General features: G+C 71.4%; 22 protein-coding genes and 1 pseudogene. 14 read left to right on the top strand and 9 right to left on the bottom strand.

The features are described from left to right. Positions 1-17 precede the first annotated feature (17 nt). Entirely contained in the window at positions 18-863 is an 846-nt protein-coding gene (locus AC3AOF_RS31675; protein ID WP_488349445.1) for an SDR family NAD(P)-dependent oxidoreductase, read from the top strand. Beyond that, entirely contained in the window at positions 860-1,636 is a 777-nt protein-coding gene (locus AC3AOF_RS31670) for a glucose 1-dehydrogenase (protein WP_488349444.1), read from the top strand. Before AC3AOF_RS31675 ends, AC3AOF_RS31670 begins: the two co-directional genes overlap by 4 nt. 228 nt (positions 1,637-1,864) lie before the next feature. Here AC3AOF_RS31670 and AC3AOF_RS31665 read toward each other — a convergent pair whose 3' ends face one another. The 9 genes from AC3AOF_RS31665 to AC3AOF_RS31625 all read right to left on the bottom strand — a co-directional run bounded on the left by AC3AOF_RS31665 (position 1,865) and on the right by AC3AOF_RS31625 (position 11,687). Beyond that, positions 1,865-2,920 (bottom strand): alcohol dehydrogenase catalytic domain-containing protein, encoded by a 1,056-nt coding sequence (locus AC3AOF_RS31665; RefSeq protein WP_236993434.1) that lies wholly within the window; start codon positions 2,918-2,920, stop codon positions 1,865-1,867. Further along, positions 2,917-4,152, bottom strand: a complete 1,236-nt coding sequence (locus AC3AOF_RS31660; protein ID WP_488349443.1) for an ABC transporter substrate-binding protein — start codon at positions 4,150-4,152, stop codon at positions 2,917-2,919. The genes AC3AOF_RS31665 and AC3AOF_RS31660 overlap by 4 nt, the downstream gene beginning before the upstream one ends. Positions 4,153-4,214: 62 nt before the next feature. Beyond that, entirely contained in the window at positions 4,215-5,438 is a 1,224-nt protein-coding gene (locus tag AC3AOF_RS31655) for a CaiB/BaiF CoA transferase family protein (RefSeq protein ID WP_488349442.1), read from the bottom strand. Then, complete coding sequence (locus AC3AOF_RS31650) at positions 5,435-6,265, bottom strand: HTD2 family dehydratase (RefSeq protein WP_488349441.1); 831 nt, start codon at positions 6,263-6,265, stop codon at positions 5,435-5,437. Before AC3AOF_RS31650 ends, AC3AOF_RS31655 begins: the two co-directional genes overlap by 4 nt. After that, positions 6,262-6,600, bottom strand: a complete 339-nt coding sequence (locus tag AC3AOF_RS31645) for a hypothetical protein (RefSeq protein WP_488349440.1) — start codon at positions 6,598-6,600, stop codon at positions 6,262-6,264. Before AC3AOF_RS31645 ends, AC3AOF_RS31650 begins: the two co-directional genes overlap by 4 nt. A gap of 477 nt (positions 6,601-7,077) precedes the next feature. Next, positions 7,078-8,055: a tripartite tricarboxylate transporter substrate binding protein gene (locus AC3AOF_RS31640; protein WP_488349439.1), complete on the bottom strand. Its 978-nt coding sequence runs from the start codon at positions 8,053-8,055 to the stop codon at positions 7,078-7,080. A gap of 25 nt (positions 8,056-8,080) precedes the next feature. Further along, positions 8,081-10,180, bottom strand: a complete 2,100-nt coding sequence (locus AC3AOF_RS31635) for an acetate--CoA ligase family protein (RefSeq protein WP_488349438.1) — start codon at positions 10,178-10,180, stop codon at positions 8,081-8,083. After that, on the bottom strand, positions 10,180-10,560 hold the full coding sequence (locus AC3AOF_RS31630; RefSeq protein ID WP_488349437.1) for a Zn-ribbon domain-containing OB-fold protein: 381 nt from the start codon (positions 10,558-10,560) through the stop codon (positions 10,180-10,182). Before AC3AOF_RS31630 ends, AC3AOF_RS31635 begins: the two co-directional genes overlap by 1 nt. Continuing rightward, positions 10,557-11,687, bottom strand: a complete 1,131-nt coding sequence (locus AC3AOF_RS31625) for a thiolase family protein (protein WP_488349450.1) — start codon at positions 11,685-11,687, stop codon at positions 10,557-10,559. Before AC3AOF_RS31625 ends, AC3AOF_RS31630 begins: the two co-directional genes overlap by 4 nt. Positions 11,688-11,957: 270 nt before the next feature. Between AC3AOF_RS31625 and AC3AOF_RS31620 the strand changes: the two genes are divergently transcribed. The 12 genes and pseudogenes from AC3AOF_RS31620 to AC3AOF_RS31565 all read left to right on the top strand — a co-directional run. Beyond that, positions 11,958-12,920: a Bug family tripartite tricarboxylate transporter substrate binding protein gene (locus tag AC3AOF_RS31620; RefSeq protein ID WP_488349436.1), complete on the top strand. Its 963-nt coding sequence runs from the start codon at positions 11,958-11,960 to the stop codon at positions 12,918-12,920. Between the two features lie 91 nt (positions 12,921-13,011). After that, the gene (locus AC3AOF_RS31615; RefSeq protein ID WP_488349435.1) at positions 13,012-14,367 is read left to right on the top strand and encodes an acyclic terpene utilization AtuA family protein; all 1,356 of its coding nucleotides are present in this window, start codon (positions 13,012-13,014) and stop codon (positions 14,365-14,367) included. Positions 14,368-14,373: 6 nt separating this feature from the next. After that, positions 14,374-14,733, top strand: coding sequence for an AtuA-related protein (locus AC3AOF_RS31610; protein ID WP_060851194.1), 360 nt, complete (start codon positions 14,374-14,376; stop codon positions 14,731-14,733). A 73-nt stretch (positions 14,734-14,806) separates the two neighbouring features. Further along, positions 14,807-15,259, top strand: coding sequence for a tripartite tricarboxylate transporter TctB family protein (locus tag AC3AOF_RS31605; protein ID WP_488349434.1), 453 nt, complete (start codon positions 14,807-14,809; stop codon positions 15,257-15,259). Positions 15,260-15,263: 4 nt separating this feature from the next. Continuing rightward, positions 15,264-16,847, top strand: coding sequence for a tripartite tricarboxylate transporter permease (locus tag AC3AOF_RS31600; RefSeq protein WP_236993422.1), 1,584 nt, complete (start codon positions 15,264-15,266; stop codon positions 16,845-16,847). A 200-nt stretch (positions 16,848-17,047) separates the two neighbouring features. Beyond that, positions 17,048-18,172, top strand: a complete 1,125-nt coding sequence (locus AC3AOF_RS31595) for an ABC transporter substrate-binding protein (RefSeq protein WP_488349433.1) — start codon at positions 17,048-17,050, stop codon at positions 18,170-18,172. Positions 18,173-18,194: 22 nt separating this feature from the next. Continuing rightward, positions 18,195-19,052, top strand: coding sequence for a branched-chain amino acid ABC transporter permease (locus tag AC3AOF_RS31590; protein WP_488349432.1), 858 nt, complete (start codon positions 18,195-18,197; stop codon positions 19,050-19,052). Then, entirely contained in the window at positions 19,052-20,104 is a 1,053-nt protein-coding gene (locus tag AC3AOF_RS31585) for a branched-chain amino acid ABC transporter permease (protein WP_488349431.1), read from the top strand. Before AC3AOF_RS31590 ends, AC3AOF_RS31585 begins: the two co-directional genes overlap by 1 nt. Beyond that, the gene (locus AC3AOF_RS31580) at positions 20,101-20,871 is read left to right on the top strand and encodes an ABC transporter ATP-binding protein (RefSeq protein ID WP_488349430.1); all 771 of its coding nucleotides are present in this window, start codon (positions 20,101-20,103) and stop codon (positions 20,869-20,871) included. The genes AC3AOF_RS31585 and AC3AOF_RS31580 overlap by 4 nt, the downstream gene beginning before the upstream one ends. Positions 20,872-20,873: 2 nt before the next feature. Continuing rightward, positions 20,874-21,608 (top strand): ABC transporter ATP-binding protein, encoded by a 735-nt coding sequence (locus AC3AOF_RS31575; protein ID WP_488349429.1) that lies wholly within the window; start codon positions 20,874-20,876, stop codon positions 21,606-21,608. Positions 21,609-21,616: 8 nt separating this feature from the next. Continuing rightward, positions 21,617-22,414: an IclR family transcriptional regulator gene (locus tag AC3AOF_RS31570; protein WP_488349428.1), complete on the top strand. Its 798-nt coding sequence runs from the start codon at positions 21,617-21,619 to the stop codon at positions 22,412-22,414. Between the two features lie 198 nt (positions 22,415-22,612). Beyond that, positions 22,613-23,019, top strand: a pseudogene (locus AC3AOF_RS31565) (transposase); the annotation flags it as partial. Positions 23,020-23,116: the final 97 nt, after the last annotated feature.

Here is a 23,116-nt window from a genome sequence, read left to right as displayed (position 1 = left end):
CGCGGAGCATTCGCACCATGAGCGACAGGGATTTCGACTGGCTGGACCTGCGGGACCGGGTCTGCGTGGTCACCGGCGCCGGAGGCGGGCTCGGGCAGGCGATCGCGCTCGGATTCGCCCGGGCGGGCGCCCGCCTCGTCCTCCTCGACCGCGAGGCCGGGGCGATGGCGGGGATCGCCGCCGAGGTCGAGCGAAGCGGCGCCGAGGTGCTGGCGCTGGCCTGCGACGTGACCGACCCGGACAGCCTCGAGGCCGCCGCGGCGCGGGCACGGCCGCTCGGGCCCTGTGCGGTGCTGGTCAACAATGCCGCGCTGATGCGTCCCGCACCCCTGGAAAACCTGCCGCTGTCCGAATGGAACGCGCTCCTCGCGGTCAACCTCACCGGCTACTTCCTATGCGCGCAAACCTTCGGGCGGCCGATGCGGGAGCGAGGCGGCGGCGCCATCGTCCACGTCGCGTCGATCTCCGGACGCCACCCCCAGGGCTTCAGCGGCGCCTACAGCGTCAGCAAGGCCGGCATCGTGATGCTGTCGCGCCAGCTTGCCACCGAGTGGGGAGGGGCCGGCATCCGCAGCAACGTGGTCAGCCCCGGCCTCGTGGTGACGCCGCTGAGCCAGTCCTTCTACGACGCTCCCGGCGTGCGTGAGCGCCGCGGCGCCGTCGTACCCCTCGGCCGCATCGGCACGCCCGACGATATCCGCGACGCGGTCCTCTTCCTCGCCAGCGACCGGGCCGCCTACGTCACCGGCGACGAGATCACGGTCGATGGCGGCTTCGGCCGCGTGCTGATGAACCTGATCCCACGACCGGGCTTCGAGGCCGGCCCGTCGTCCGGCGGGAGCATACAAAGGAGCGCATCATGACCCGGAGCATCCGGACACAAATCGCCCTGATCACGGGAGCCGCGGACGGCATCGGCTGGGCGATGGCCCGGCGCTTCGCCGCGGCCGGCTGCCGGGTCGCCCTGGCCGATCTCGATCGCGACCGTGCCGCTGCGCGAGCGGCGGAACTCGGAGCCCATCATCTGGCGGTGAGGGCCGACGTCGCCGACGAGGCCTCGGCGATCGCGATGGTCGAGGAGACCGTCTCGCGCCTGGGCGGGCTCGACATCCTGGTGAACAACGCAGGCATCGGCGACAGCCACAAGCCGACCCTGGAGCAGGACCTCGCGACCTTCGACAGGATCCTGCGCGTCCACCTCGACGGCACGTTCGTGGCGTCGCGGGAAGCGGCCCGCGTGATGGAAGGGCAGGGCGGTGCCATCCTGAACGTGAGCTCGATCGCCGGGCTGACCGGCCTGCCGCGGCGCAACGCCTACGGGGCGGCGAAGGCCGGCATCGTCGCGATGACCAGGAGCATGGCCTGCGAATGGGCCGGGGCGGGCATCCGCGTCAATGCCATCGCGCCGGGCTATGTCGGCACTGCGCTGGTCGCCAGGCTGGTCGAGGCGAGCCGCATCGACCGCGGGCGGCTGGAACGGCGGATCCCCCTCGGCCGCCTCGCCGATCCGGCCGAGATCGCCGAGGCGGCATGGTTCCTGTGCTCTCCGGCGGCGTCGTACGTGACCGGCGCAGTCCTGAGTGTCGATGGCGGCTGGAGCGCCTACGGTGATGCCGGCGATGCGTCGCTCATCTGAACAGCCTGACGAAGTGCCGACATCGTGTCGACGTCGACCCGAGACCCATATGATTTCCGCATCGCGAAACGATCAGTCAAAAACCGTGGGATATGAGGAAATCGTAACGATACACCGCCTCAACGATCTTTGGTATTGCAGGCATCCTTTCTATGCCGCCGCCCTATACGACGACGACTTGCAATCGATCAGGGCAAAACTCCGCTGCCGTCGCAATCGACGATCGAATCAGATCTTGTTTGACAAGACGAGACGTCCGGCAACCGATCCGGCCTCGAGACGCCGCATCGCGGCCTCTGCCTGATCGAGGGGGATCGTCTCGGTTTCGACGAGGGTCAGGCCGTGCCTCCGCACGAGGTCGACGAGGTCGCGCAACTCGCCAAGATTACCGACATAGGAGCCAGTCAGCGTCAGGGCGCGCAACGGCAGGAGCGGCAGCGGCAGCGAGATCTCGCCGCCGAACATGCCGACCGTGATCGAGCGTCCGCCCCGCCGCAAGGTATCGATGGCGAAGCGCGCCGTCTCGGCATTGCCGACGAAATCGATCGCTGCCGCAAGCCCGTTCTCGAGGCCGAGGAGGGCCGTGCGTGCGCCGGGATCGACAGGGTCGAGGACCAGGTCGGCGCCGAGCGACAAGGACCGTGCACGCTTGCCGGGCGCCGTGTCGGCAACCGCGATGCGGGTGTGGCCGAGCGCCCGCGCGAGGCGCAGGGCGCTCTGCCCGAGGCCGCCGGCGCCGATCAGCAGCAACCAGTCCCGGGCGGGATCGACACCGACCTTGCGCAGGGCGGAGAAGGCGGTCAGCCCCGAACAGGCGAGTGTCGCGGCGGAGGAGGGCTCGAGGTCCTCGACGTCGATCAGGTAACGGGGATGGGGGACCACGACCTTCTCGGCGAAGCCGCCCGGCCGGTGCACGCCGAGGCAGCGCCCGGCGGCGCACAGGTTCTCCTCGCCGGAGAGGCAGCGGTGGCAGCTGCCGCAGCCGATCCACGGGAAGACGAGGACCCGCCGGCCGATCCCGACGGTGCCCGCCTCGGGTCCCGCCGCGGCGATGCGGCCGAGGATCTCGTGGCCGAGGGTCACGGGCGGTTTCACCCCGCGCTCGGCGAGGCTCAGGCGCCGCCCGCCGCCGAGGTCGTAATGGCCCTCGCGCAGATGCAGATCGGTGTGGCAGACGCCGCAGCGCTCCAGGTCGAGCATCACCTCGCTGCCCTGCGGGACGGGATCGTCCTCCACCAGGGTACAGAGCGGGCGGCCGAATTCGGTGACGGCAAAGCGCTTCACGGCTGCGTCTCCTTCGCCGTGCGCACCAGCGGGCAGCCGCCCTCGGCGAGTGGGCGGAACGCCTCGTCGCCGGGGATGCGGCGTACGAGCTTGTAGAGGTCCCACTCGCCCGTCGATTCCGCCGGGGTCTTGGCCTGGAAGAGGTACATGTCGCGGATCACACGCCCGTCGGCGCGCAACGTCCCGCCATGGGTCATGAAGTCCTCGATCGGCGTGCGGCGCATCTGCGCCATCACGGCATCCGGGTCCTTGCTGCCGACCGCCTTCACGGCCTTCAGGTAGTGCAGCGCGCCGCTATAGGCGCCGGCCTGGGTCATGCTCGGCATGCGCTTCATCCGGGCGAAGAACCGGCGCGACCACGCCCGCGTCGCCTCGTCCTGATCCCAGTAGAAGGCTTCCGTCAGCAGCAGGCCCTGCGCCACCTTGAGGCCGAGGGAGTGGACGTCGCTCAGGAAGGCGATCAGCGCGACGAGCTGCATCGAATCGGTGAGGCCGAATTCCCGCGCCTGCTTGATCGCGTTCGTCGTGTCGGTGCCGCCATTGGCGAGACCCAGGATCTTCGCCTTCGAGGCCTGTGCCTGGAGCAGGAAGGAGGAGAAGTCCTGCGTGTTGAGGGGCGCGCGCACCGCGCCGAGGACGCGCCCGCCGCTCGCCTTCACCACCGCGGCGGTATCGCGCTCCAGCGCTTGGCCGAACACGTAGTCGGCGGTGAGGAAGTACCAGTCGGTGCCGCCTTGGCGCACCACGCTCGAGCCGGTGCCCTTGGCCATGGCATAGGTGTCCCAGGTCCAATGCGCCGTATAGGGCGAACAGAACTTGCCGGTGATGTCGGAGGAGCCGGCGCTGGTGACGAGGGCGATCTTCTTCTTCTCGTTGGCGAGGTTCATCACCGCGAGGGCCATCGCGGAGGAGGGCAGGTCGGTAATGACGTCGACGCCCGAGTCGTACCATTGCCGGGCGATGTTGGCGGCGACGTCCGCCTTGTTCTGCCCGCCGGCCGAGACCACCTCGACGGGTCGACCAAGCACGCCGCCGCCGACATCCTCGACCGCCATCCTCACCGCCTCGACGGCGCCCAGGCCCCCGATATCGGCGTAGGTGCCCTCCAGATCGACGAGGACCCCGATCTTGACCGGGCCCTGGTCGGCGGCCCGTGCCGGGAGGGCGAGGCCGGCTGCGAGGCACGCGGCCGTGAGCCCTAGGGGCAGGCCCTTCCATCGTATGCCTGTCATAGTGGTGTCTCCTCCCTGAAGGTCGAGGCCCGCAGCGTGTTCGCCGTCGGGCCGTGGCGTGTTCAGCCGGTCCCAGTCTCGAACGCGGCCCCGGTGGCGATCAGCACGTCGGTCTCCGCCTCGCTCAGGCCGAGCCCGTGAAGCACGGCACGGGTGTCGTAGCCCGGCGGCGGCGCCGGTCGACCGGCGGCGGCCGGCGCGCCGTCGTGCAGGATCGTCGGCCGGATGGTGCGCACCGTGCCCTCGGTCGGGTGCGCATCCGTGCCGATCAGCCCGACCGCAGCGAGGTGGGGATCATGCTCCAGCGTTTCGAGCGTGTGGCAGGGCATGGCCGGCACGTCGGCCCGAGAGAAGACCGCGAGCCACTCGGCGGTCGTGCGCGCCGCCAGAGCCTCGGAGCGGATGCGGAACCACAGGTCGACGTTGCGGAACCGGTCGGCGACGGTGGCGAGCCGCGGGTCGTCGATCATTTCGGCCCGCCCGACCGCTCGCAGGAAGGCGTGGACCTGCGCGTCGGAATTGGCCGTCAGGCTGATCCAGCCGTCCGCCGTGGCGAGGGGCCGGTTCTCCGGATTGAGCACGCGGGCGTCGCCGGCCCGGCCGAGCGGGGGAACGAAGGTCCGCGGGCCGAGATGCTCGTGGAGCACGAAGGCCGCCATGGTCTCGTGCATCGGCACTTCGAGCGTCGCACCCGCGCCCGTCCGCTCGCGGGCGAAGAGGGCGGCGAGGATCGCCGAGGCGGCGATCTCGCCGGTGACGTGATCGGCCAGAAGCAACGGCGCGTAGAGCGGGCGGCCGTCGCGCCGCTCGGCCAGGCCGGCGATGCCCGACACGCCCTGCACCACGCTGTCATAGGCCGGGCGACCGCGATAGGGCCCGCCGGGGCCGAAGCCGGTGATCGTGCAGTGAACGAGCCGAGGAAACCTGCCACGGAGGCCTTCCGCGTCGAGGCCGAGCCGGGCCAGCGCCTCCGGGCGCATGTTGGCGACGAGGATGTCGCTTCCCGCGATCAGGCGCTCCAGCACCGCGCGGGCGGCCGGCATCTTGAGGTCGAGGCCGAGCGCGCGCTTGCCCCGGTTCAGGTGAAGGTACGAGCCGGCGTGGCGCCCCCCGGGCGAGGGGCCGCCCAGGCAGCGCAGCATGTCGCCGCCGGGAGGCTCGATCTTGATCACCTCGGCACCGAAATCCGCGAGCCGCAGCGTGCAGGCCGGGCCGACCACGACGCTCGTGAGGTCGATGACCCGGATGCCGGCGAGCGGCCGGGCGGCGGGGGAGGGCTCGCTCACCGGAAGGTCGCCTCGAGCGCGACCGCCCCGGCCTCGTCCTCGGCCCAGGCTCGCCATTCGTCTGCCCCACGCCGCGCCTTCAGGTGCATCGGACGCCCGCAATAGAGCGGCCTGAGCGTACGGTAGCCGAAGGCGGCGGGCTCCCGTCCGGCGGTCGCCCGGACGAGTTCCAGGACGAGCAGCGCCGTGAGGGCGCCGTTGACCACGAGGGCCGGGTAGCCCTCGCGGCCCGTGGCGTAGGGCGCGTCGTAATGGATGCGATGAGCATTGAAGGTGAGGGCGCTGAAGCGGAACAGCAGCGTCTCGTCGGGTGTCAGGATGCGCGCGACGTCGAACGGCCGCGGGGGACCGTCCTGCGGCGAGGCGATAGGGTCCGTGCCGGACGGGGCCGCCTCGCGCAGGACGTAATCCTCGTGCTCCGCGACGACCTCGCGCCCGCCGACGCTGAGCACATTGAGAACCGCCACGACGGCGATCCGGCCGCTGCGGCCGGTCTTCTCCGCGACGCTCTCGATTTCGGTCCGCCGCCCGACCCTTGCGCCGAGGGGAATGTCGCCCGTGTAGGCCGCCCGGCGTCCGCCCAGCATGACTCGGGGCAGGCCGAGATCCGGGAGCGGCACCCCCGGCCCTGCATAGCCGTCCGGCCGCAGTGCCGATTGCGCCAGGCCGGTGGGAAAAAGCCCGATGTGCCAGCCACGGGGAAGGACGGTACGCCGCGCGACCTCACGCCCGTCGCGGTCGAGCAGGGCCGCGATCCGGCACAGGAGGCCCGGCGTGGCGATGTCGTCCGTCCACGTCTCCCCATCCGCATCGACCGTCTGGCTCATCGGGCGCTCCTGCGGCGGTCCGGGACGGCGTGACGGACACTCGCTTCTGCCTCGGACCGCGTCGCGATCCGCGGCACCCCCGGCTGGAGCTTCGCGCCGTCCGACCGGTCGGGGGGAGGCGGCGCCACGTCGAGGAGCCCGAACCGATGGAACCGGGTATCGCGCGCGACCGAGCCGAAGCCCTCGCCGACACGTGTGCGCACATCGTCGATGGCGGAAGAGGGGCTGGCCGACGCAGCGCGGAAGATCGCCTCGACGCTTTCAGCCCGCAGGGCGGCCGCGAGCGCCCGCGCGATCGCCACGGGTTGCGTGACGCCCCCACGACCGACCTTCATCGCCCAGCTCCGCTCCTCCGCTCGGTTCATGTCGCCCGCTTTCCGCCGTCCCCCACCCGGGATCGCCCCGCACGCTCGTCGCCATTCACACATGAGAATATCGTTCACTGGGCGAAATGAAAGCGCACAGTCGCCGCTCATCCGCCGATCGCCCGCGTGGCGGCCTTCCGGAGGCGGTAAGACGGCGCTGGACGCCAGGCAGAAGGGTTAGCGTTGCGCCCTGTGAATCAGCGTCGGACCTTCATCGTCGAACACCTCCCCTGTCCGCGATGAGCGTATCATACGAATTCCCACGGATTGCTTCGCAATGCGGATTTCAGCGTCGCTCAGGCGCCGCGCGGGCTCGTGATACGCGTTCCGGAAGGAATTTTCCGGAACTCGTATCGGAGGTGTCCGAGAAACCGGGAAATAATCAATGCCCCCGATGCTGTGTAACTTGTCTTACCAAGCCTCTGGCATTGCCGGAAAACGTTTTTTTCAGTCGAGCGTCGCTCCGGATTGCTTCACGACGGCGCCCCACTTGGCGATCTCGTCGGCCATGAAGGCGCCGAACGCCTCGGTCGAGAGCGGGCGGGAGGTCGCCCCGAGTGCTTCGAACTTCGCGACGATCCCCGGCTCCTGCAAGGCCCGGACGGTCTCGGCGTGGATGCGCTGGATGGTGTCGGAGGGGGTGCCCTTGGGCGCCACCAGCCCGTTCCACGCAATGGCGACGTAGTCGGGCAAGGCCGTCTCGCGGATCGTCGGGATGTCCTTGGCCCGCGGCAGCCGCTCCGCCGAGGTGATGCCGAGCGCCCGCACCCGTCCGCCCTCCACGTGCGAGAGCACGGACTGGGTGGTGTCGAACATCAGATCGACCCGTCCTGCGATCACGTCGGTGATCGCGGGCGCGCTGCCCCGATAGGGGATGTGGGTGAGCTTGACCCCCGCCATCGACGCGAAGAGCTCGGCTGCGAGATGGGTCGACTGGCCGACGCCCGACGAGGCGTAGTTGAGGGCGCCAGGCTTCTCCTTGGCCGCCGCGATGAGGGCGCGCACGTCGCGCCATGGCGCCGCCTCCGGCACCACCAGGACGAGGGGATTTTCCGTGAGGAGTGCGACGGGGGCGAAGCTCTTGAGCGTGTCGTAGTTGAGCTTGCGGAACAGCGTCATGTTGATGGCGTGCGCCGTCGTGGCGACGCCGAGCGTGTAGCCGTCAGGCACGGCGCGGGCGACGACATCCATGCCGAGGTTGCCGCCCGCTCCCGACCGGTTGTCGATCACGAGGGGCTGGCCGAGGGCCACGGAGAGCCGTTCGCCGACGATCCGGGCGGTGATGTCGGTCGACCCGCCGGGCGGATAGGGTACCACGACGCCGATGGGCCGCGCCGGCCAGGCGGCGGCGCGGGCGGCCCGCGGCGCCAGCGCAAGGGCGCCGGCACCGGCGAGGCAGGCGGCGAGGTCTCGGCGTCGGATCATGGCGTGTCTCCCTCCTCATGTCGGATCATGGCGTGCCTCCCTCCTCGCCGCTCTCGAACACGACCGCGTCGAGTGCCGCGCAGTCGTCCGGGGCACTGCCGACCACGATGGGATTCACGTCGAGGCTCAGGATGCGGCGGTCGCCCGTCATCAGCCGGCCGACCGCGACCGCGGCGGACAGGTAGCGGTCGAGGGCAAGCGGCGGCTCGCCCCGGATGCCGGCGATCACCGGCGCGATGCGCAGGCGACCGATCGCCCGGCGCACGTCGTCCTCGTCGAAGGGCGGCAGCAGGAGGGCGACGTCGGGCATCGCCTCGACGTACTTGCCGCCGTCACCCACCACCACGACCGGTCCGAAGAAGGCGTCGCGGTGGGCGCCCAGCATCAATTCGCGCCGCCCGCGCCTCATCGCCGCGACGATCACGCCCGCGAAGGCACTCCCGTGCCGCTCGAGACCTGCGCGGCAGGCCTCGAAGGCCGCTGCGACGGAGGCGGCGTCGCTCAAGCCCAGATGGACGAGGCCGAGTTCGCTCTTGTGCGCCACGTCCGGCGAGCAGCCCTTCACGGCGACGAGCCCGCCGAGGGCGGCCGCCGCCGCGACCGCCTCCTCGGACGTGCGGCAGAGCCGGTGCGGCACGACCGGAATCCCGGCCTGTGCGAGGCGCGCGAGGCTCCGCGCCTCGTCGAGGAGGCGGGGCGCATGCGGGGACACGGGCGCGACCGCCGCGATAGGCGGGCGACCGGCCGCCGCCTGCATCCGCTCGTGGTGGACGATGAACTGGTGCAGCGCCCGCACGGCGGCCCCCTCGCCGGTAAAGACCGGCAGGCCGCGCTCGCGGAACGGTTTTGCGACGAGGTCCTGCGGCGCGACGATCACCACCGGCTTGCCGGTCGCGGCCGCGAAGGCGGCGGTGTCGCGGCCGAAGGCGTCGACGTCGTAGGCCCGGCCCGCCACCGGCACGCCGATCAGGAAGGCATCCGCCGAAGGGTCGCGGGCGATCGCCGGCAGGATCTGGCCGAACAGGGCGCTGTTCGTCATGAGCGCCGCCGTGATGTCGACCGGGTTCCGCACCGAGGCGAAGCTCGGCAGGATCGTGCGTAGCTCTCCTTGCGTATCCTCCCTCAGGGGCGCCAGGGTGAGGCCGGCGGCCGAGGCGGCATCCGCCGCCATCACGCAGGTCGCGCCCGAATTGCTGACCGCCACCATGCGGCGGCCCTCCGGCCGCCAGCCCTTGAGGTAGAGTTCCGCCGCCTCGACGAGATCGGCGGTGTCGCGCGCGCGCCAGATCCCGTGCTGCTCGAGGAAGGCGTCCACCACCCGGTCCTCGTTGGCGAGCGCGCCGGTATGAGAGAGCGCGGCGGCCTGGCCCGCTGCGGTGCGGCCGGATTTCAGCGCGACGATCGGCAATCCGTGCGAGCGGGCGACCTCCGCGGCCTGCGCGAGGTGGTGCGGGTCCGGGATGCTCTCCAGGTAGAGGAGGAGCAGCTTCAGCGCCCGGTCCTCGGCCACGGCGGCGGCGAGTTCGCAGACGGTGACGTCGGCGTCGTTGCCGGTGGCGTGGGTGTGGCGCACCCCGATGCCGCGCCCGCGCAGCAGCCCGTAGGGCACGACGCTCATCGCGCCGCTCTGGCTGACGATGCCGACCGGGCCGTCCAGCGGCGGGACCTCCAGGAACATGCTCGAGAAGCTCGCCACCGCCCCGGTGCCGAAATTCGCCAGCCCTTGGGAATTGGGGCCGATCACCCGCATGCCGCGGGCCCGGGCGCGGGCTACCATGGCGCGCTCGGCCGCCTTGGCTTCCGGGGACTCCGTCTCGCCGAAGCCGGACGCCATCATGATGGCGACCGTGACGCCCATGGCGCCGCATTCGTCGAGGGCGGCGACCGCTGCCTCGCCCGGGACCGCCACGATGGCGAGGTCCGGCGCCCGGGGGAGGTCGGAGAGGCGCGGCACCGTGCGCAGGCCCTGGACCTCCTCTCGCCGCGGGTTGACCGGGATGACCTCGCCGCGAAAGCCGAACTGCGAGAGGTAGAGGAGCGGCCGCCCGCCGATCTTGTCCGGGTTCTCCGAGGCCCCGATCACCGCGATGCTGCGCGGGTCGAGGGCCGCTGCGAGATTCGCCATCACTCACGCTCCTGCGGCAGGCAATAGGGGACGCGCCCGGCCCCGAAGGTCCGGAAGGCGGTGTGCACGGGCGCGCCGATCGCCAGCCCCTCGGCCGCGTGGGCCATGAAGCGGAAGCCCTCCTCGGCGTCGATGAGCGCGACGACGTAGGGCGCGTGGGCGGCGAGTTCCGGCGACGGCGCCCGTGCCACGGTGGTCAGCGCGTAGACCCGGCCGCGGCCGGAGGCCTGCGTGACCTGAAGGTCCCGGGCGCCGCAGGCCGGGCAGAACGGGCGCAGGACATACTGGACGTGGCCGCAGGCGCGGCAGCGCGCGAAGGCGAGGCCCTCGCCGCCCCGCGTCCAGTCCGCGGGCGCGAGGCTCGAAGGATCCGGGTTCATCGGACATTCTCCAGCACGAGGCCGACATGGGAGGACAGGACGCCGCCGTCGCCATGCAGCAGCGCCAGGGCCGGCGGCGGGATCTGGCGGGGCCCCGCCTCGCCGCGCATCTGCCGCACCGTCTCGGCGAGGTGCGCCATGGCGCCCCCGACCCCGCAATGGCCGTAGCTCAGGAGGCCGCCATGCGTGTTGAGCGGCATGGCGCCGGCGGGATCGAAATGCCCCTCGGCGGCGAGCCGCCCGGCCCCGCCCCGCGGCGCGAAGCCGATCTCCTCCAGGAGGATCGCCAGGGTGATCGTGAAGCTGTCGTAGATCGCCGCGTAGCCGATATCGGGCAGACCGACGCCCGCCGCGGCGAGCGCGCGGGCCGCGCAGTCTCCTGCTCCGAAGGTGGTGAGCGAGGGGGCGGCGCTGACGTGCTGATGGGTATGGGCCTGGGCCGCACCGCGGATGCGGGGTCCGCGCCGCCCCGCCTCGTCCCGGGCGATCACGAAGGCCGCGCCGCCATCCGAGACCGGGCAGCAATCGAGAAGGCGCAGGGGCGAGGCGATCGGCTTCGAGGCCCGGACCGCCTCGGCGGTGATCGGATCGCGCAGATGGGCGCCCGGCGTACGGGCGGCGTTGGCGCGCATCAAGACCGCGAGCGCCGCGAGATCCTGCTCGCCGTATTCGTGGGCGTAGCGGGCGGCGACGAGGCCGTAATAGGCGGGAATCGTCGGGCCGAGCGGCACCTCGTAGACGGGATGGCCGACCTGCGCGAGGGTCTGGATCGCGGCGTCGCGGGACTGGCCCGTGAGCCGGTTCTCCCCCGCCACCACCAGGATCCGCCGCGCGGCCCCGGCCTCGACCAGGAGGTGGGCGAGCATCACCAGCGCGAAGCCGGTGGCGCCGCCGAGCTGCACCGCGTGCGCGTAAGTCGGGCGCAGTCCGAAATGCTCGGCGAAGACGGTCGAGAGCATCAGGTGCGGGTGGGTGGTCGAGTAGCCGGTGATCAGCCCGTCGACGTCGCCCCGCTCAAGCTCCGCATCCGTCAGCGCATCGGCGGCCGCGCGGCTCATCAGGTCGAGCGTGGAGTGCCCCTCGTGGCGCCCGAACGGCGTCAGCCCGACGCCCGCAACGGTGCTCACCGGGCCGAAACCGGCACGGGCCGGGGCAAACAGGTCCGTGATGCGGAACGAGGCATCGGGCATCCTCCGGGCGGGCCGCGCGGACATTCCGGCGCGATCTCTGTTCGGAAGATGGTTGCCTTCCCGGTTAGACCCTGTCAACACTGTTACGTCCGCTGGAACGACGTCGGTTGTTGCGGGCGAGGGAGGGGCGAGGGCGACCGTAAGAGTTCCGCGTGACGGAACTCGACCCGAAGGGCGGCGCACTCGCGAAACGCACGGAGAGCCACCGTGGACCGTCGGCTGTGCTTGGGCCTGCTCGCGTCGCTGGCCGTCCCCGGGACGGCACTCGCCGCCTATCCGGACCGGATCATCCGGATCGTGGTTCCGTTCCCGCCCGGCGGGACGACCGACATCCTGGCGCGCCTGGTCGCCGACCGGCTCGACAAGCGCTTCGGCCAGCACGCCATCGTGGACAACCGGCCGGGCGCCTCGGGCAACATCGGCACCAAGGCGGTCGCGGGCAGCGCGCCGGACGGCTACACCCTGGTGATGGCGACCATCAACACCCACGGCATCAACGCCGCGGTGTTCCGCAGCCTGCCCTACGACCCGGTGCGCGACTTCGCGCCGATCACCGTGGTCGCCTCCACGCCGAACGTGCTGCTGGCCAACCCCTCGCTCGGGGTCGCCGACCTCGCGGGGCTGATCCGGCTGGCCCGTGCCACGCCCGAGGGCCTGGCCTTCGGCTCGACCTCGACGGGCGGCTCGCCGCACATGTCCGGCGAACTGCTCAAGGTGATGGCCGGGATTCCGCTCACCCACGTCCCCTACCGGGGCGGCGGTCCGATGCTGAACGATCTCATCGCCGGCCACATCAAGCTCGGGTTCGACAACCTGCCCTCGGCGATCGGGCACGTGCGGGCCGGAACGCTGCGGGCGCTCGCCGTGACGACGGCCGCCCGCTTCCCCGGACTTCCGGAGGTGCCGACCATGGCGGAGGCCGGGGTGCCCGGCTACGAGGTCGCGGCCTGGTTCGGGCTGCTCGCGCCCGCCGGGACCCCGCGACCGGTCGTCGACCTGCTGCAATCGCGCATCGCCGCCGTGCTGGCCGAGCCGGAGACCACGGCCCGCCTGCTCGAACTCGGCGCGACGCCGGGCGGCACCGCCCCCGACGCCTTCGGGCAGGTAGTGCGCAACGAGGTCGCCCGATGGCCGGAGATCGTGGCCAAGACCGGCGTTGCGGTCGAGTAGAAGGTCCGGCGCAGAACTCCAGTAGAAACATCCCGCGCCGCCGTCGAATGAAGTCATTCCGGCGTCGCCATCGATCATAGGGAGGAACGGGATGGCGGGCTTGCGGATCGGATCGGGCTCGGCCTGGTGGGGCGACCGGCTGGAGCCGGCGCGCCTCAATGCCGAGCGGGGCGACCTCGACTATCTCTGCTTCGAGACCATGGCGGAGGCGACGATCTCCGCCGCGCAGGTGCGCAAGCGGCGCGATCCGGACTTTCCCGGCTACGACACCTATCTCGACGACCGGATGCAGCGGGTGCTGCCCGGCTGCCTGCGGCGCGGCACCCGGATCATCAGCAACCAGGGCTGGATCAACCCGGAAGGGGCGGCCGAGCGGATCGTCCATTGGCTGCGCGAATGCGGGGCGCCGAAGGGCACGAAGGTCGCGGCGGTCTCGGGCAGCCTGATCACCGACCGGGTCCTCGGCCTCACCGACACGCTGATGGAGGACGGGCGGCCGAGCGCCTCGCTCGCCGGCTCGATCGTCTCGGCGGAGGCCTATATGGGCGCCGAGCCCATCGTCGCGGCCCTGCGGGAGGGAGCCCAGATCGTCGTCACCGGACGCGTCGCCGACCCGTCGATCTTCATGGCGCCGATGATGCACGAATTCGGCTGGGATCCCCTCGACCACGATCGCCTGGGGCCCGGCAACGGCATCGGCCACGTGCTCGAATGCGGCGCGCAGGCCACCGGCGGCTACTTCTGCGATCCCGGTTTCAAGGACGTGCCGGACCCCTGGGATCTCGCCTTCCCGATCGCCGAGGTCGAGAGCGACGGCTCGGCGGTGATCACCAAGGTCGCCGGGACCGGCGGGGCGGTCACCCTCCGCACCCTGAAGGAACAGCTGTTCTACGAGGTGCACGACCCGGCGAACTACCTCACCCCGGACGTGGTGGTGGACTTCACCACGACCGAGCTCGAGGAGGTCGGCCACGACCGCGTGCGGGTGTCGCGCATCTCCGGCAAGCCGCGCACGCCCACCCTCAAGGTGTCGATCGCCTGCCAGGAGGGCTTCGTCGGCGAGGACATGTTCTTCTACGCCGGGCCGGGCGCCCTGCGCCGGGCGGAACTCGCCAAGCGCATCCTGGAGGAGCGGTTCCGGATCGTCGGCCTTCAGGCCGAGGAGATCCGCATCGACTTCGTCGGCCTCAACGCCATCCACGGCGGCAGCGCGGCGCGCACCGGCCCGGAGCCCTACGAGATCGCCGTGCGGGTCGCCGCACGCACGCGGACCCGCGAGGAGGCGCTCAAGGTCGGCCGCGAGGTCGACGGCATGGCCGTGGCGGGCGTCGGCATGACCGGCAAGCGCGTGCCGCACCAGGACCGCACCCGCGAGGTGATCGGCGTCTGGTCGTCGCTCGTTCCCCGCGAGGCGCTGTCCCCCGTCATCACGTTCTACGAGAGCTGAGAGACCATGCGCCTGCCCCTGCAGCACGTGGCCCATGTCCGCTCCGGCGACAAGGGCAACACCTCGAACATCACGGTCATCGCCTACGAGCCGGACCTCTACCCCTACCTGAAGGAGCAGCTCACCGCCGAGCGCTTCAAGGCGTTCTACGCCGGCATGGTGACGGGCAAGGTCACCCGCTACGCGGTCGACCGGCTGGGCGTGCTCAACTTCGTCGCCGAGGGCGCGCTCGGCGGCGGCGTGTCCCGCTCGCTCTGCCTCGACAATTACGGAAAGGCCCTCTCCGCGGCGATCCTCGGCTTCGAGATGGAGGTGCCGGACAAGGCCGCGAACCTCCTGCGCAACTACCACCCGGAGGTGGCGTGATGGCCGCGATCCCGCCGCTGTCCGAACTCGCCCGGGGCCTGCCCCTCCACCACGCGAACCCGCGGGGCTGAGCATGCACGCCTCGGCGTCCATCGTCCGCCGCTACGCGGCGGGCGGCCTGATGCTCCTCCTCGGCCTCGCGGTCGTGCTGGAGGCCCGCACCTTCGGCCTCGGCACCCTGGCGCGGGTCGGCCCCGGCCTCTTCCCGATGCTGGTCGGCGGTGCGCTAGGCGTGATCGGGCTCCTGATCGCGGTGACGCCGGAGGCGGCGGAGCACGAGGGGGAGGGGGGGCGGCCGGACTGGCGCGGCTGGTTCTGCATCGTGCTCGGGATCGTGCTGTTCATGGTGCTCGGCGAGCATCTCGGCCTCGGACCCGCGACCTTCGCCTGCGTCTTCGTCTCGGCGCTCGGCGACCGGAGCGGCAGCCCGCGCGCCGCGCTGGTGCTGGCGCTCGCGATGACCGTAGTGGCGGGGCTGGTCTTCACCCTGGCGCTGAAGTTCCAGATGCCGTTCTGGCGGGGATAGGGTCATGGACAGCACCGTCGCCAACCTGATCCACGGCTTCTCGATCGCGCTGCAGCCGCACAACTTCCTGTTCAGCCTGGTCGGCGTGCTGATCGGCAACCTCATCGGCGTGCTGCCCGGGATGGGCATCATGGCGACGATCTCGATCCTGCTGCCGCTCACCTTCGGGATGCCGCCGGTCGCCGCGATCCTGATGCTCGCGGGGATCTATTACGGGGCGCAGTACGGCGGGGCGATCTGCTCGATCCTGCTCAACCTGCCCTGCCACCCCTCGCACGCCGTGACCTGCCTCGACGGCTATCCGATGACGCGCCAGGGCCGCGGCGGCGTGGCCCTGGGCATCACGATGCTGGCCTCGTTCTTCGGCGCCGCCTTCGGCATCGTGCAGATGATCCTGTTCGCGCCGCTCCTTGTGCGCATCGCCTTCCAGTTCGGCCCGGCCGAGATCAGCACCCTGATGCTGCTCGGGCTCCTCGCCGGGGCGACGCTGGCCCGGGGCTCGGCGCTCAAGGGCGTGGCGATGACGCTCGTCGGGCTGATCCTCGGCTGCGTCGGCAGCGACCTCGACACCGGGACGAGCCGGTTCACCTTCGGGGCGATGTCGCTCTACAACGGGATCGACCTCGTCGCGGTGGCACTCGGGTTCTTCGGCATCGCCGAGTTCCTGAAGAGCATCAACCGGCTCACCGTCGGCGATCTGTCGGGCGTGCGGGTTCGAATGCGCGACATGCGCCCGAGCCGGGCCGACCTGCGGGAGGCCGCGCTGCCGATCCTGCGCGGCACCCTGGTCGGCAGCCTGTGCTCGCTGATTCCCGGCACGGGTCCGACCATCGCCTCCTTCATCGCCTACGCGGCCGAGAAGCGGGTGAGCCGCCATCCGGAGCGTTTCGGCCGCGGCGCGATCGGCGGCGTCGCGAGCCCGGAGGCCTCGACGCATTCGTCCGTCCAGGGCGATTTCGTGCCGACCATGAGCCTCGGCATCCCGGGCGACGCCGTGATGGCGCTGATCCTCGGCGCGCTGATCATCCAGGGCATCACTCCGGGCCCGCAGCTCATGACCGAGCACCCGGACGTGTTCTGGGGCCTCATCGCGAGCTTCTGGATCGGCAACATCCTGCTCGTCCTCCTCAACGTGCCGCTGATCGGGATCTGGGTGCGGTTGCTGCAGATCCCGTTCCGGTTCCTGTATCCCTGCGCCCTGTTCTTCATCTGCGTCGGCGTCTACAGCACGAACAACGAGATGTTCGGCGTGCTGCAGACGCTGGTCATCGGGATCGTCGGGTACGGGCTGATGCGGCTCGGCTTCCACCCGGCCCCGGTGCTGCTCGGCTTCGTGCTCGGCCCGCGGCTGGAGGAGAACTTCCGCCGCGCCCTGCTGCTCTCGCGGGGCGATCCGTGGACCTTCGTCGGCAGCCCGATCAGCGCGACCTTCGTGGCGCTCGCGGTCCTGCTCGTGGGCATGCAGGTGGTCCTCGCCTGGCGCGGCCGGCGGCGCTCCCGCATGGACGCCGTGCTGGCCGGGAACGAGCGGGGCCGCCGGATGGCGCCGGTCGAGGCGCCCGCGGTGACCGGGTCGCTCGAGGTGTGAGGGGACGGGGAAACCAGAGCCGATCCTTGTCCCGGACAGCGCTGCGGCCCCCGGAGAGAGAACGCAATGCAGCCGCCGCCTCCGGAAGTGGAGCGTCGTGTCGCGGCCAATCGTCGAGACAACGGGCCGGCCCGATCCGGCAGGGGAGGTGTGGGATGCGATCATCAGCGTGGATATGCGGGCTTGTCGCGTGCCTCGGCGTGCTCTCGTCGGGACCCGGCCGGGCGGCGGAGCCGATCCGCATCGGCTGGCTCTCCTCGCTCACCGGGCCGCTCTCCTCGGCGGCCATCGCCGAGAACCAGGGCGTGCAGTTCGCCATCAAGGAGATCAACGCGGCCGGCGGCATCGACGGCCGCCCCCTCGAACTCCTCACCCGCGACACCGCGGGCGAACCCACCAAGGCGGTGAACCTCGCCCAGCAGCTTCTGTTCAGCGACAAGGTGCAGTTCGTCATCGGCCCGGTGAATTCAGGTGAATCCCTCGCGACCGTGCCGATCGTCGCCCGGGCCGGCATCCCCAACATCGTCATCGGGACGATCGACGAGCTCACCGATCCGAAGAGGTACCCGCTGGCGTTCCGAGCCATCAACACCAACCGGCAATGGATCGAGGGCGGCAACGCCTACGCCCTCGACGTGCTCAAGCGCCGGAAGGTGGCGGTGATCGGCGATACCTCCGGCTACGGCACGTCCAGCGCCAAGACGGCGGCCGCGCTCCTGGAGCAGGCCGGGGTGAAGCCGGTCTACTCGGTGCTGGTCGATCCCAACAAGACCGACCTCACCGACGAGATGACCAAGGCGAGGGCGGCGGGCGCCGACGTGGTGATGCCCTGGACCGCCGCCACCGGCCTGATGGCCCGGATCCTCAACACCCGCGGCGACATGGGCTGGGACGTGCCGGTGGTGGGCCACCCTGCGATCATGGCGCTCCCGATCAAGGCCCTGCTCAACAAGCCGGATTACTGGCAGAACGCTTTTGCGGCCGGCTACCAGAGCACGACCTACGTCGACGGCAAGCTGCCGCCGCGGACCCGGGCCCTGATCGACAAGATCAAGCCGGCGCTCGGCGGCAGCATCGACTTCACCTTCTGGTGGGTCGCCCTCGGCTACGACACCGTGAGGATCATCGAGCACGCCGTGAGGCAGGCCGGATCGACCGATCCGCAGAAGATCAAGGCGGTGCTCGAATCGACCCGGGACCTCCCCGGCGTCTATGCCAGCTACAGCTGGAGCCCGCAGGACCACAACGGCTTCCCGGACAAGAACATCGTCGCCGACATCGCCGCCTCGTTCCGGGACGGCTGCTACGAGGCGGCCCCCCGGTGATCGCGAGACAGAGGAGCCACCCATGGCCGTGATCGTCTCGGGCCTCGCCATCGGCGCCGTCTACGCGGCGACGGCGCTCGCCTACAACGTGATGTACTCGACCTCGCGCGTGCTGAGCGTCACGACCGGGCACCTCTGCATGCTGGGCGGGGTGGTCGGCGCCTGGCTCATCGCCGGCCTCGGGCTGCCCACGGCGCTCGGTCTCGCGGGTGCCGTGCTGGCCGGGGCGGCGGCCGGCGCCGTCACCGAGATCGTCGGCGTGCGCCGGGTTCTCGCCCGCTCCGACGAGCACCTCTGGCTCCTCTCCACCCTGGCGCTCGCCACCATGCTGCAGCAGGCGATCGGGCTCTGGTGGGGCACCGAGCCGCGTCCCTTCCCGCGGGTGATCCCGCAGGACTTCTCCGCCGGGCTCCTCGACCAGAAATACTGGCTGCCGGTGGTCGCGGTCCTCGCCATGACGGCCGGGCTCGAAGCCTTCACGCGCCTGACCCTGTGGGGCAAGCTGTTCCAGGCCACCTCCGAGGACGCGTTCGCGGCCCGCGCCCGCGGCATCCCGACCGACCGGGTGCGCCTGACCTCCTACCTGCTGGCCGGCGGGCTCGGCGGGCTCGCCGGCTTCGCGGCCGGCCAGCTCACCTTCGCGTATTTCGCGCTCGGCCTCTCGCTGACCCTCAACGGCTTCATCGCGCTCGCGGTGGGCGGGCTCGGCAGCAACCTCGGGGCGCTGATCGGCGGGGCCGGCCTCGGGCTGCTCTCGGCCTTCGCGACCTACTGGTTCGGCGGCGAGTACCAGCAGACGATCGCGGTCGGGCTGCTGATGCTGGTCCTGCTGCTGCGGCCCGAGGGGCTTCTCGGCAACAAGCGGGTGAGGCCGGTCTGATGTCCCACCCCAGCCTCCGCATCGGCCTGACGCTCCTCGCCGTCCTCGCACTCGCCTCCCTGCCGGCCTGGTCGGGCGACCTCTACCAGGTTCACCTCGCCTCCCTGATCGGCGCCTACTGGGTCCTGGTCGCGGGCCTCAACCTCGTGGTGGGCTTTGCCGGCCAGCTCTCGATCGGGCATGTCGGGCTCCTCGCCGTCGGCGCCTACGGCTTTGCCATCCTCGCCGGCACGGTCGGCCTCGACCCGTTCCTGGCCCTGCCGCTCTGCGGCGCGCTCGGGGGCCTCGGCGGCCTTCTCCTCGGGCTGCCGTCCCTGCGGTTGCCGGGCTTCTACTTCGCCATGGTGACGATGGCCTTCGCGCTGATCGTCGGCGAGTTGTCCCTCGCCTGGGGCGGCCTCACGGGAGGGGGCACCGGCCTGTCGGTGCCGGGCTTCCCGGCGCCCTTCGACAGCCCGCGGGGCCGGTATGCCCTCATCCTCGCTCTCGGTGCCGCCGTCACCGCCATGACCTGGAGCGTGGCGCGGTCGATGTGGGGGCGCGCGCTGATCGCGGTGCGCGACAGCGAGGTCGCGGCGGCCTCGGTCGGCGTCAACCTGTTCCGGGCCAAGCTCACGGTGTTCGTGTTCTCCGGGGTCACCGCCGGGGTCGCGGGCGCGCTGTTTGCCGCGCTCCAGACCTACATCACGCCGGACACGTTCGTGTTCGACATCGGCCTGTTCTTCTTCGTCTGCATCATCATCGGCGGGCGCGGCAGCATCCTGGGCCCGCTGATCGGCACCGCCATGCTGACCGCGCTGCCCGAGATGGTGGCGCCGCTGGCCCGGCTCGGCAACTTCTTCTACGGCCTCGCCCTCCTGGTCGTGGTGCTGCTGGTGCCCGACGGCATCGGCCGCCTCGTCGCCACGCTCGCGAGCCGCCTGCGGCCCGCGACCCATGGCAGCCACGAGGTCCGGCCCGACCTCGCCCGCCTGCGCCGCGCGCTGGGCGCCACGCCCCGCGAGCCGGACGCGCCGGCGCCGGCGCCGCTGGCCCGGGAGTCCCTGCCATGAGCGCGCACGCCACCGACGCCCTCGTCGCGCGTGCGATCACCAAGCGCTTCGGCGGCGTCACCGCTCTCGATGGCGTCACCCTCGACCTCCGCCCGGGGGAGATTCACGGGCTGATCGGCCCCAACGGCTCGGGCAAGACCACGCTCCTCAACCTGCTGTCCGGCTATTACCGCCCGGATGGCGGGGACGTGCAGCTCGACGGCACCTCGCTAGCCCGGCGCTCGGTCCAGAGCCGGCCGCGGCTCGGCATCGCCCGCACCTTCCAGAAGCCGCGGCTGCTTCCCTCCCTCAGCGTGCTCGACAACGCGATGCTCGGCGCCTGGCGCGAGGTGCGCGCGGGCTTCCTCGCGGCGGCCCTCGCCTGGCCGGCGGCGCGGCGCGAGGAGCGCGCGATCCGCGCCCACGCCGCGGATCTCGTCCACGGGATCGGGCTCGGCCACACGATCGACCGGCGCGCGAGCCTTCTGGAGCACGCCGAGCAGCGCTTCCTGGAGATCGCCCGGGCGCTGGCGCTGCGCCCGCGCTTCCTCCTCCTCGACGAGCCGGCCGGCGGCCTCACCGGCGCCGAGATCGGCCATCTCGCCGCCATCCTCGGGGCGATCCGGGAGAGCGGCGTCGGCATCCTCGTCGTCGAGCATCACACCGACTTCGTGTTCCGCGTCTGCGACCGCGTCACCGCCCTGGACCGCGGCCGCCTGATCAAGCACGGTCGCCCCGACGAGGTCCGCCGCGACGCCGAGGTGGTCCGCGTCTACCTGGGAGCCTGACGATGTCCCGTGCCGGTGCGGTCCTCCTGGAGGTCGAGGATCTCCACGTCGCCTACGGCAAGGCGCATGTCGTGCACGGGGTGAGCCTCGCCGTGCACGAGGGCGAGTTCGTGGTCGTGCTCGGGCGCAACGGCGCGGGCAAGAGCACGATCCTGCACGCCCTCTCGGGCCTGATCCCCAAGCAGCGCGGCCGCGTGCGCTTCGCGGGCGCCGACATCACCCGGGCGAGTCCGGGCGACATCGTGCGGGCCGGCCTGGTCCAGGTGCTCGAAGGCCACCGGGTCTTCACGACGCTCAGCGTCGAGGACAACCTGCGCGTCGGAACCTATGCGAGGCGGGAGGGCGCCTCGCGGGAAACCCTTGAACGCATCTACGCCGACTTTCCCGAACTGGCCGAGCGCCGCCACCAGCAGGCGTCGCGCCTGAGCGGCGGCCAGCAGCAGATCCTGGCGGTCGCGCAGGGCCTGATCGCCGGTCCGCGCCTCCTGATCCTCGACGAGCCCTCCGGGGGGCTCGCCCCGATCGTGGTCGACCGCATCCTCGACGTGGCGGCCCGCCTCGCCCGCGCCGGGACGGCCATCCTCCTCGTGGAGCAGCTCGTCGAGAAGGCCCTGCGCCATGCCGGCCACGGCTATCTCCTCGATGCCGGGGCCATCGCCGGGGAGGGGAGCGCCGACGCGCTGCAGGACAGCGCCCTCCTGCGCCGGATCTATCTCGGCGGGACCGAGGCGGCGTGAGCGGTCGCATGCCCGACGAGCCCCCGGGCAAACCCTCCGCGCCCGGCGAGCCCAATGCCGTGCAGAAGGTCTGCGCGGTGATGCGCGCGCTCGCCGCCGCGACGCCGCGGCGGCTCAGCGAGATCACCGCCGAGACCGGGCTCAACAAGGTCACGGCCCTGCGAATCCTCGACACGCTCGCTCAGGAGGGCTTTGCCGCCCGGGCGTCCGACGGGCGGCGCTGGCGCCCCGGTCCCGAACTGACCGCGCTCGCGGCGAGCAGCGGGCGGTCCGACGACCTGCGGACCCTCGCCCGGCCGAGCCTGATGCGCCTGGCCGAAATGTCGGGCGACACCGTGCTGCTCTCGGTGCGCAGCGGCGTCGAGGCGGTGTGCATCGACCGCGAGGTCGGCTCCTACCCGATCCGGGCCAACTACCTCGACATCGGCAGCCGCCGCCCCCTCGGGGTGGGGGCAGGATCGATGGCGCTCCTCGCTTGGCTGCCCGACCGCGAGATCGAGGCGATCCTCGGCATCGTCGCCGAGCGCCTCGGGCCTTATCCGCGTCTTGGGGTTCCGGAGATCAGGGACGCCGTCCAGGCCTCGCGGGCACGCGGTTACGTCATGCTCCTGGACCGTGTGATCGAGACGATGGGTGCCATCGGCGTGCAGGTGAGGGACGCCTCCGGCCGGCCGGTGGCGGCGCTCAGCATCGCGGCGCTGTCCACCCGCGTGCAAGCGCGGGAGACGGAACTGGCCGAAGCGCTGCGGCGCGAGGCGGACCTCATGGAGCGCGAGCGCGTCGACGGTTCCGGCGTCGGCCGGTAGGGGCGTCGGCCGCGTCGCGCCGTCCACCGACCACTCTACGCCCGGTGCGTTGCGCGGCTGCCGCTCTTCAAAGATGTCGTCGCCGATCTCGCCTCGGCGGACGATGATGCCCGTGACGCGCGCCCGATCGGTGCGGCCGAGGTTGAGGGGAGGGGTGAGGCGAAGCTCTACCCCGACCGGGATCGTCGCCTACGCCGTACCTGCCCCGCCGGCCAGCACCTGACCAAGGGGGCGGCCCGGTCCGACCGCCGGGCCGAGGATGACGCCATGAACCACGACCGGCGCCCGGCCGCCTGCGCGGGTTGTGCGCTCGAACCTCGCCGCACGCCTACGAGGACGAGACGGGTCGAGCGCTGGATGTACGAGGGCGTGCTCGATGCGATGCAGGAGCGGCTCGACCGGATTCGGGACGCGATGATGATCCGTCGCCGGATCGTGGAGCCTCCGTTCGGCACGTTGAAGGCCCGGATGGGGCGAGACACTTCCCGGCACGAACTCTGGCAAAGGTCAGAACCGACATGAGCTTGCAGACTCTAGCCTACACCATGAATTGGATGATCCAGATCGTCGGGGTTGGAGCGCTGATCTCGGCGATCCGCGGATAATCCCCCGTGCATGCGAGTGCGCTGCGAGGGCTTATTCCGCTTTCCAGCCACTGATACGCTTTCCGATTGATCGCTTCGCGATGCGGAAAGCGGCTTC

This window comes from Methylobacterium sp. 142-1Y (assembly GCF_057747795.1).
The sequence above is the reverse complement of the archived record's forward strand: the minus strand, read 5'-3'. Positions and strand labels throughout refer to the sequence as shown.

What these genes read in the sequence shown, in the direction of transcription:
- AC3AOF_RS31670 (WP_488349444.1), top strand. Translation starts at nt 860, where the DNA reads ATGACCCGGAGCATCCGGACACAAATCGCCCTGATCACGGGAGCCGCG.
- AC3AOF_RS31650 (WP_488349441.1), bottom strand. Translation starts at nt 6,265, where the DNA reads ATGAGCCAGACGGTCGATGCGGATGGGGAGACGTGGACGGACGACATC.
- AC3AOF_RS31575 (WP_488349429.1), top strand. Translation starts at nt 20,874, where the DNA reads ATGTCCCGTGCCGGTGCGGTCCTCCTGGAGGTCGAGGATCTCCACGTC.
- AC3AOF_RS31630 (WP_488349437.1), bottom strand. Translation starts at nt 10,560, where the DNA reads ATGAACCCGGATCCTTCGAGCCTCGCGCCCGCGGACTGGACGCGGGGC.
- AC3AOF_RS31645 (WP_488349440.1), bottom strand. Translation starts at nt 6,600, where the DNA reads ATGAAGGTCGGTCGTGGGGGCGTCACGCAACCCGTGGCGATCGCGCGG.
- AC3AOF_RS31605 (WP_488349434.1), top strand. Translation starts at nt 14,807, where the DNA reads ATGCACGCCTCGGCGTCCATCGTCCGCCGCTACGCGGCGGGCGGCCTG.
- AC3AOF_RS31640 (WP_488349439.1), bottom strand. Translation starts at nt 8,055, where the DNA reads ATGATCCGACGCCGAGACCTCGCCGCCTGCCTCGCCGGTGCCGGCGCC.
- AC3AOF_RS31610 (WP_060851194.1), top strand. Translation starts at nt 14,374, where the DNA reads ATGCGCCTGCCCCTGCAGCACGTGGCCCATGTCCGCTCCGGCGACAAG.
- AC3AOF_RS31615 (WP_488349435.1), top strand. Translation starts at nt 13,012, where the DNA reads ATGGCGGGCTTGCGGATCGGATCGGGCTCGGCCTGGTGGGGCGACCGG.
- AC3AOF_RS31635 (WP_488349438.1), bottom strand. Translation starts at nt 10,180, where the DNA reads ATGGCGAATCTCGCAGCGGCCCTCGACCCGCGCAGCATCGCGGTGATC.
- AC3AOF_RS31600 (WP_236993422.1), top strand. Translation starts at nt 15,264, where the DNA reads ATGGACAGCACCGTCGCCAACCTGATCCACGGCTTCTCGATCGCGCTG.
- AC3AOF_RS31585 (WP_488349431.1), top strand. Translation starts at nt 19,052, where the DNA reads ATGTCCCACCCCAGCCTCCGCATCGGCCTGACGCTCCTCGCCGTCCTC.
- AC3AOF_RS31590 (WP_488349432.1), top strand. Translation starts at nt 18,195, where the DNA reads ATGGCCGTGATCGTCTCGGGCCTCGCCATCGGCGCCGTCTACGCGGCG.
- AC3AOF_RS31675 (WP_488349445.1), top strand. Translation starts at nt 18, where the DNA reads ATGAGCGACAGGGATTTCGACTGGCTGGACCTGCGGGACCGGGTCTGC.
- AC3AOF_RS31660 (WP_488349443.1), bottom strand. Translation starts at nt 4,152, where the DNA reads ATGACAGGCATACGATGGAAGGGCCTGCCCCTAGGGCTCACGGCCGCG.
- AC3AOF_RS31580 (WP_488349430.1), top strand. Translation starts at nt 20,101, where the DNA reads ATGAGCGCGCACGCCACCGACGCCCTCGTCGCGCGTGCGATCACCAAG.
- AC3AOF_RS31570 (WP_488349428.1), top strand. Translation starts at nt 21,617, where the DNA reads ATGCCCGACGAGCCCCCGGGCAAACCCTCCGCGCCCGGCGAGCCCAAT.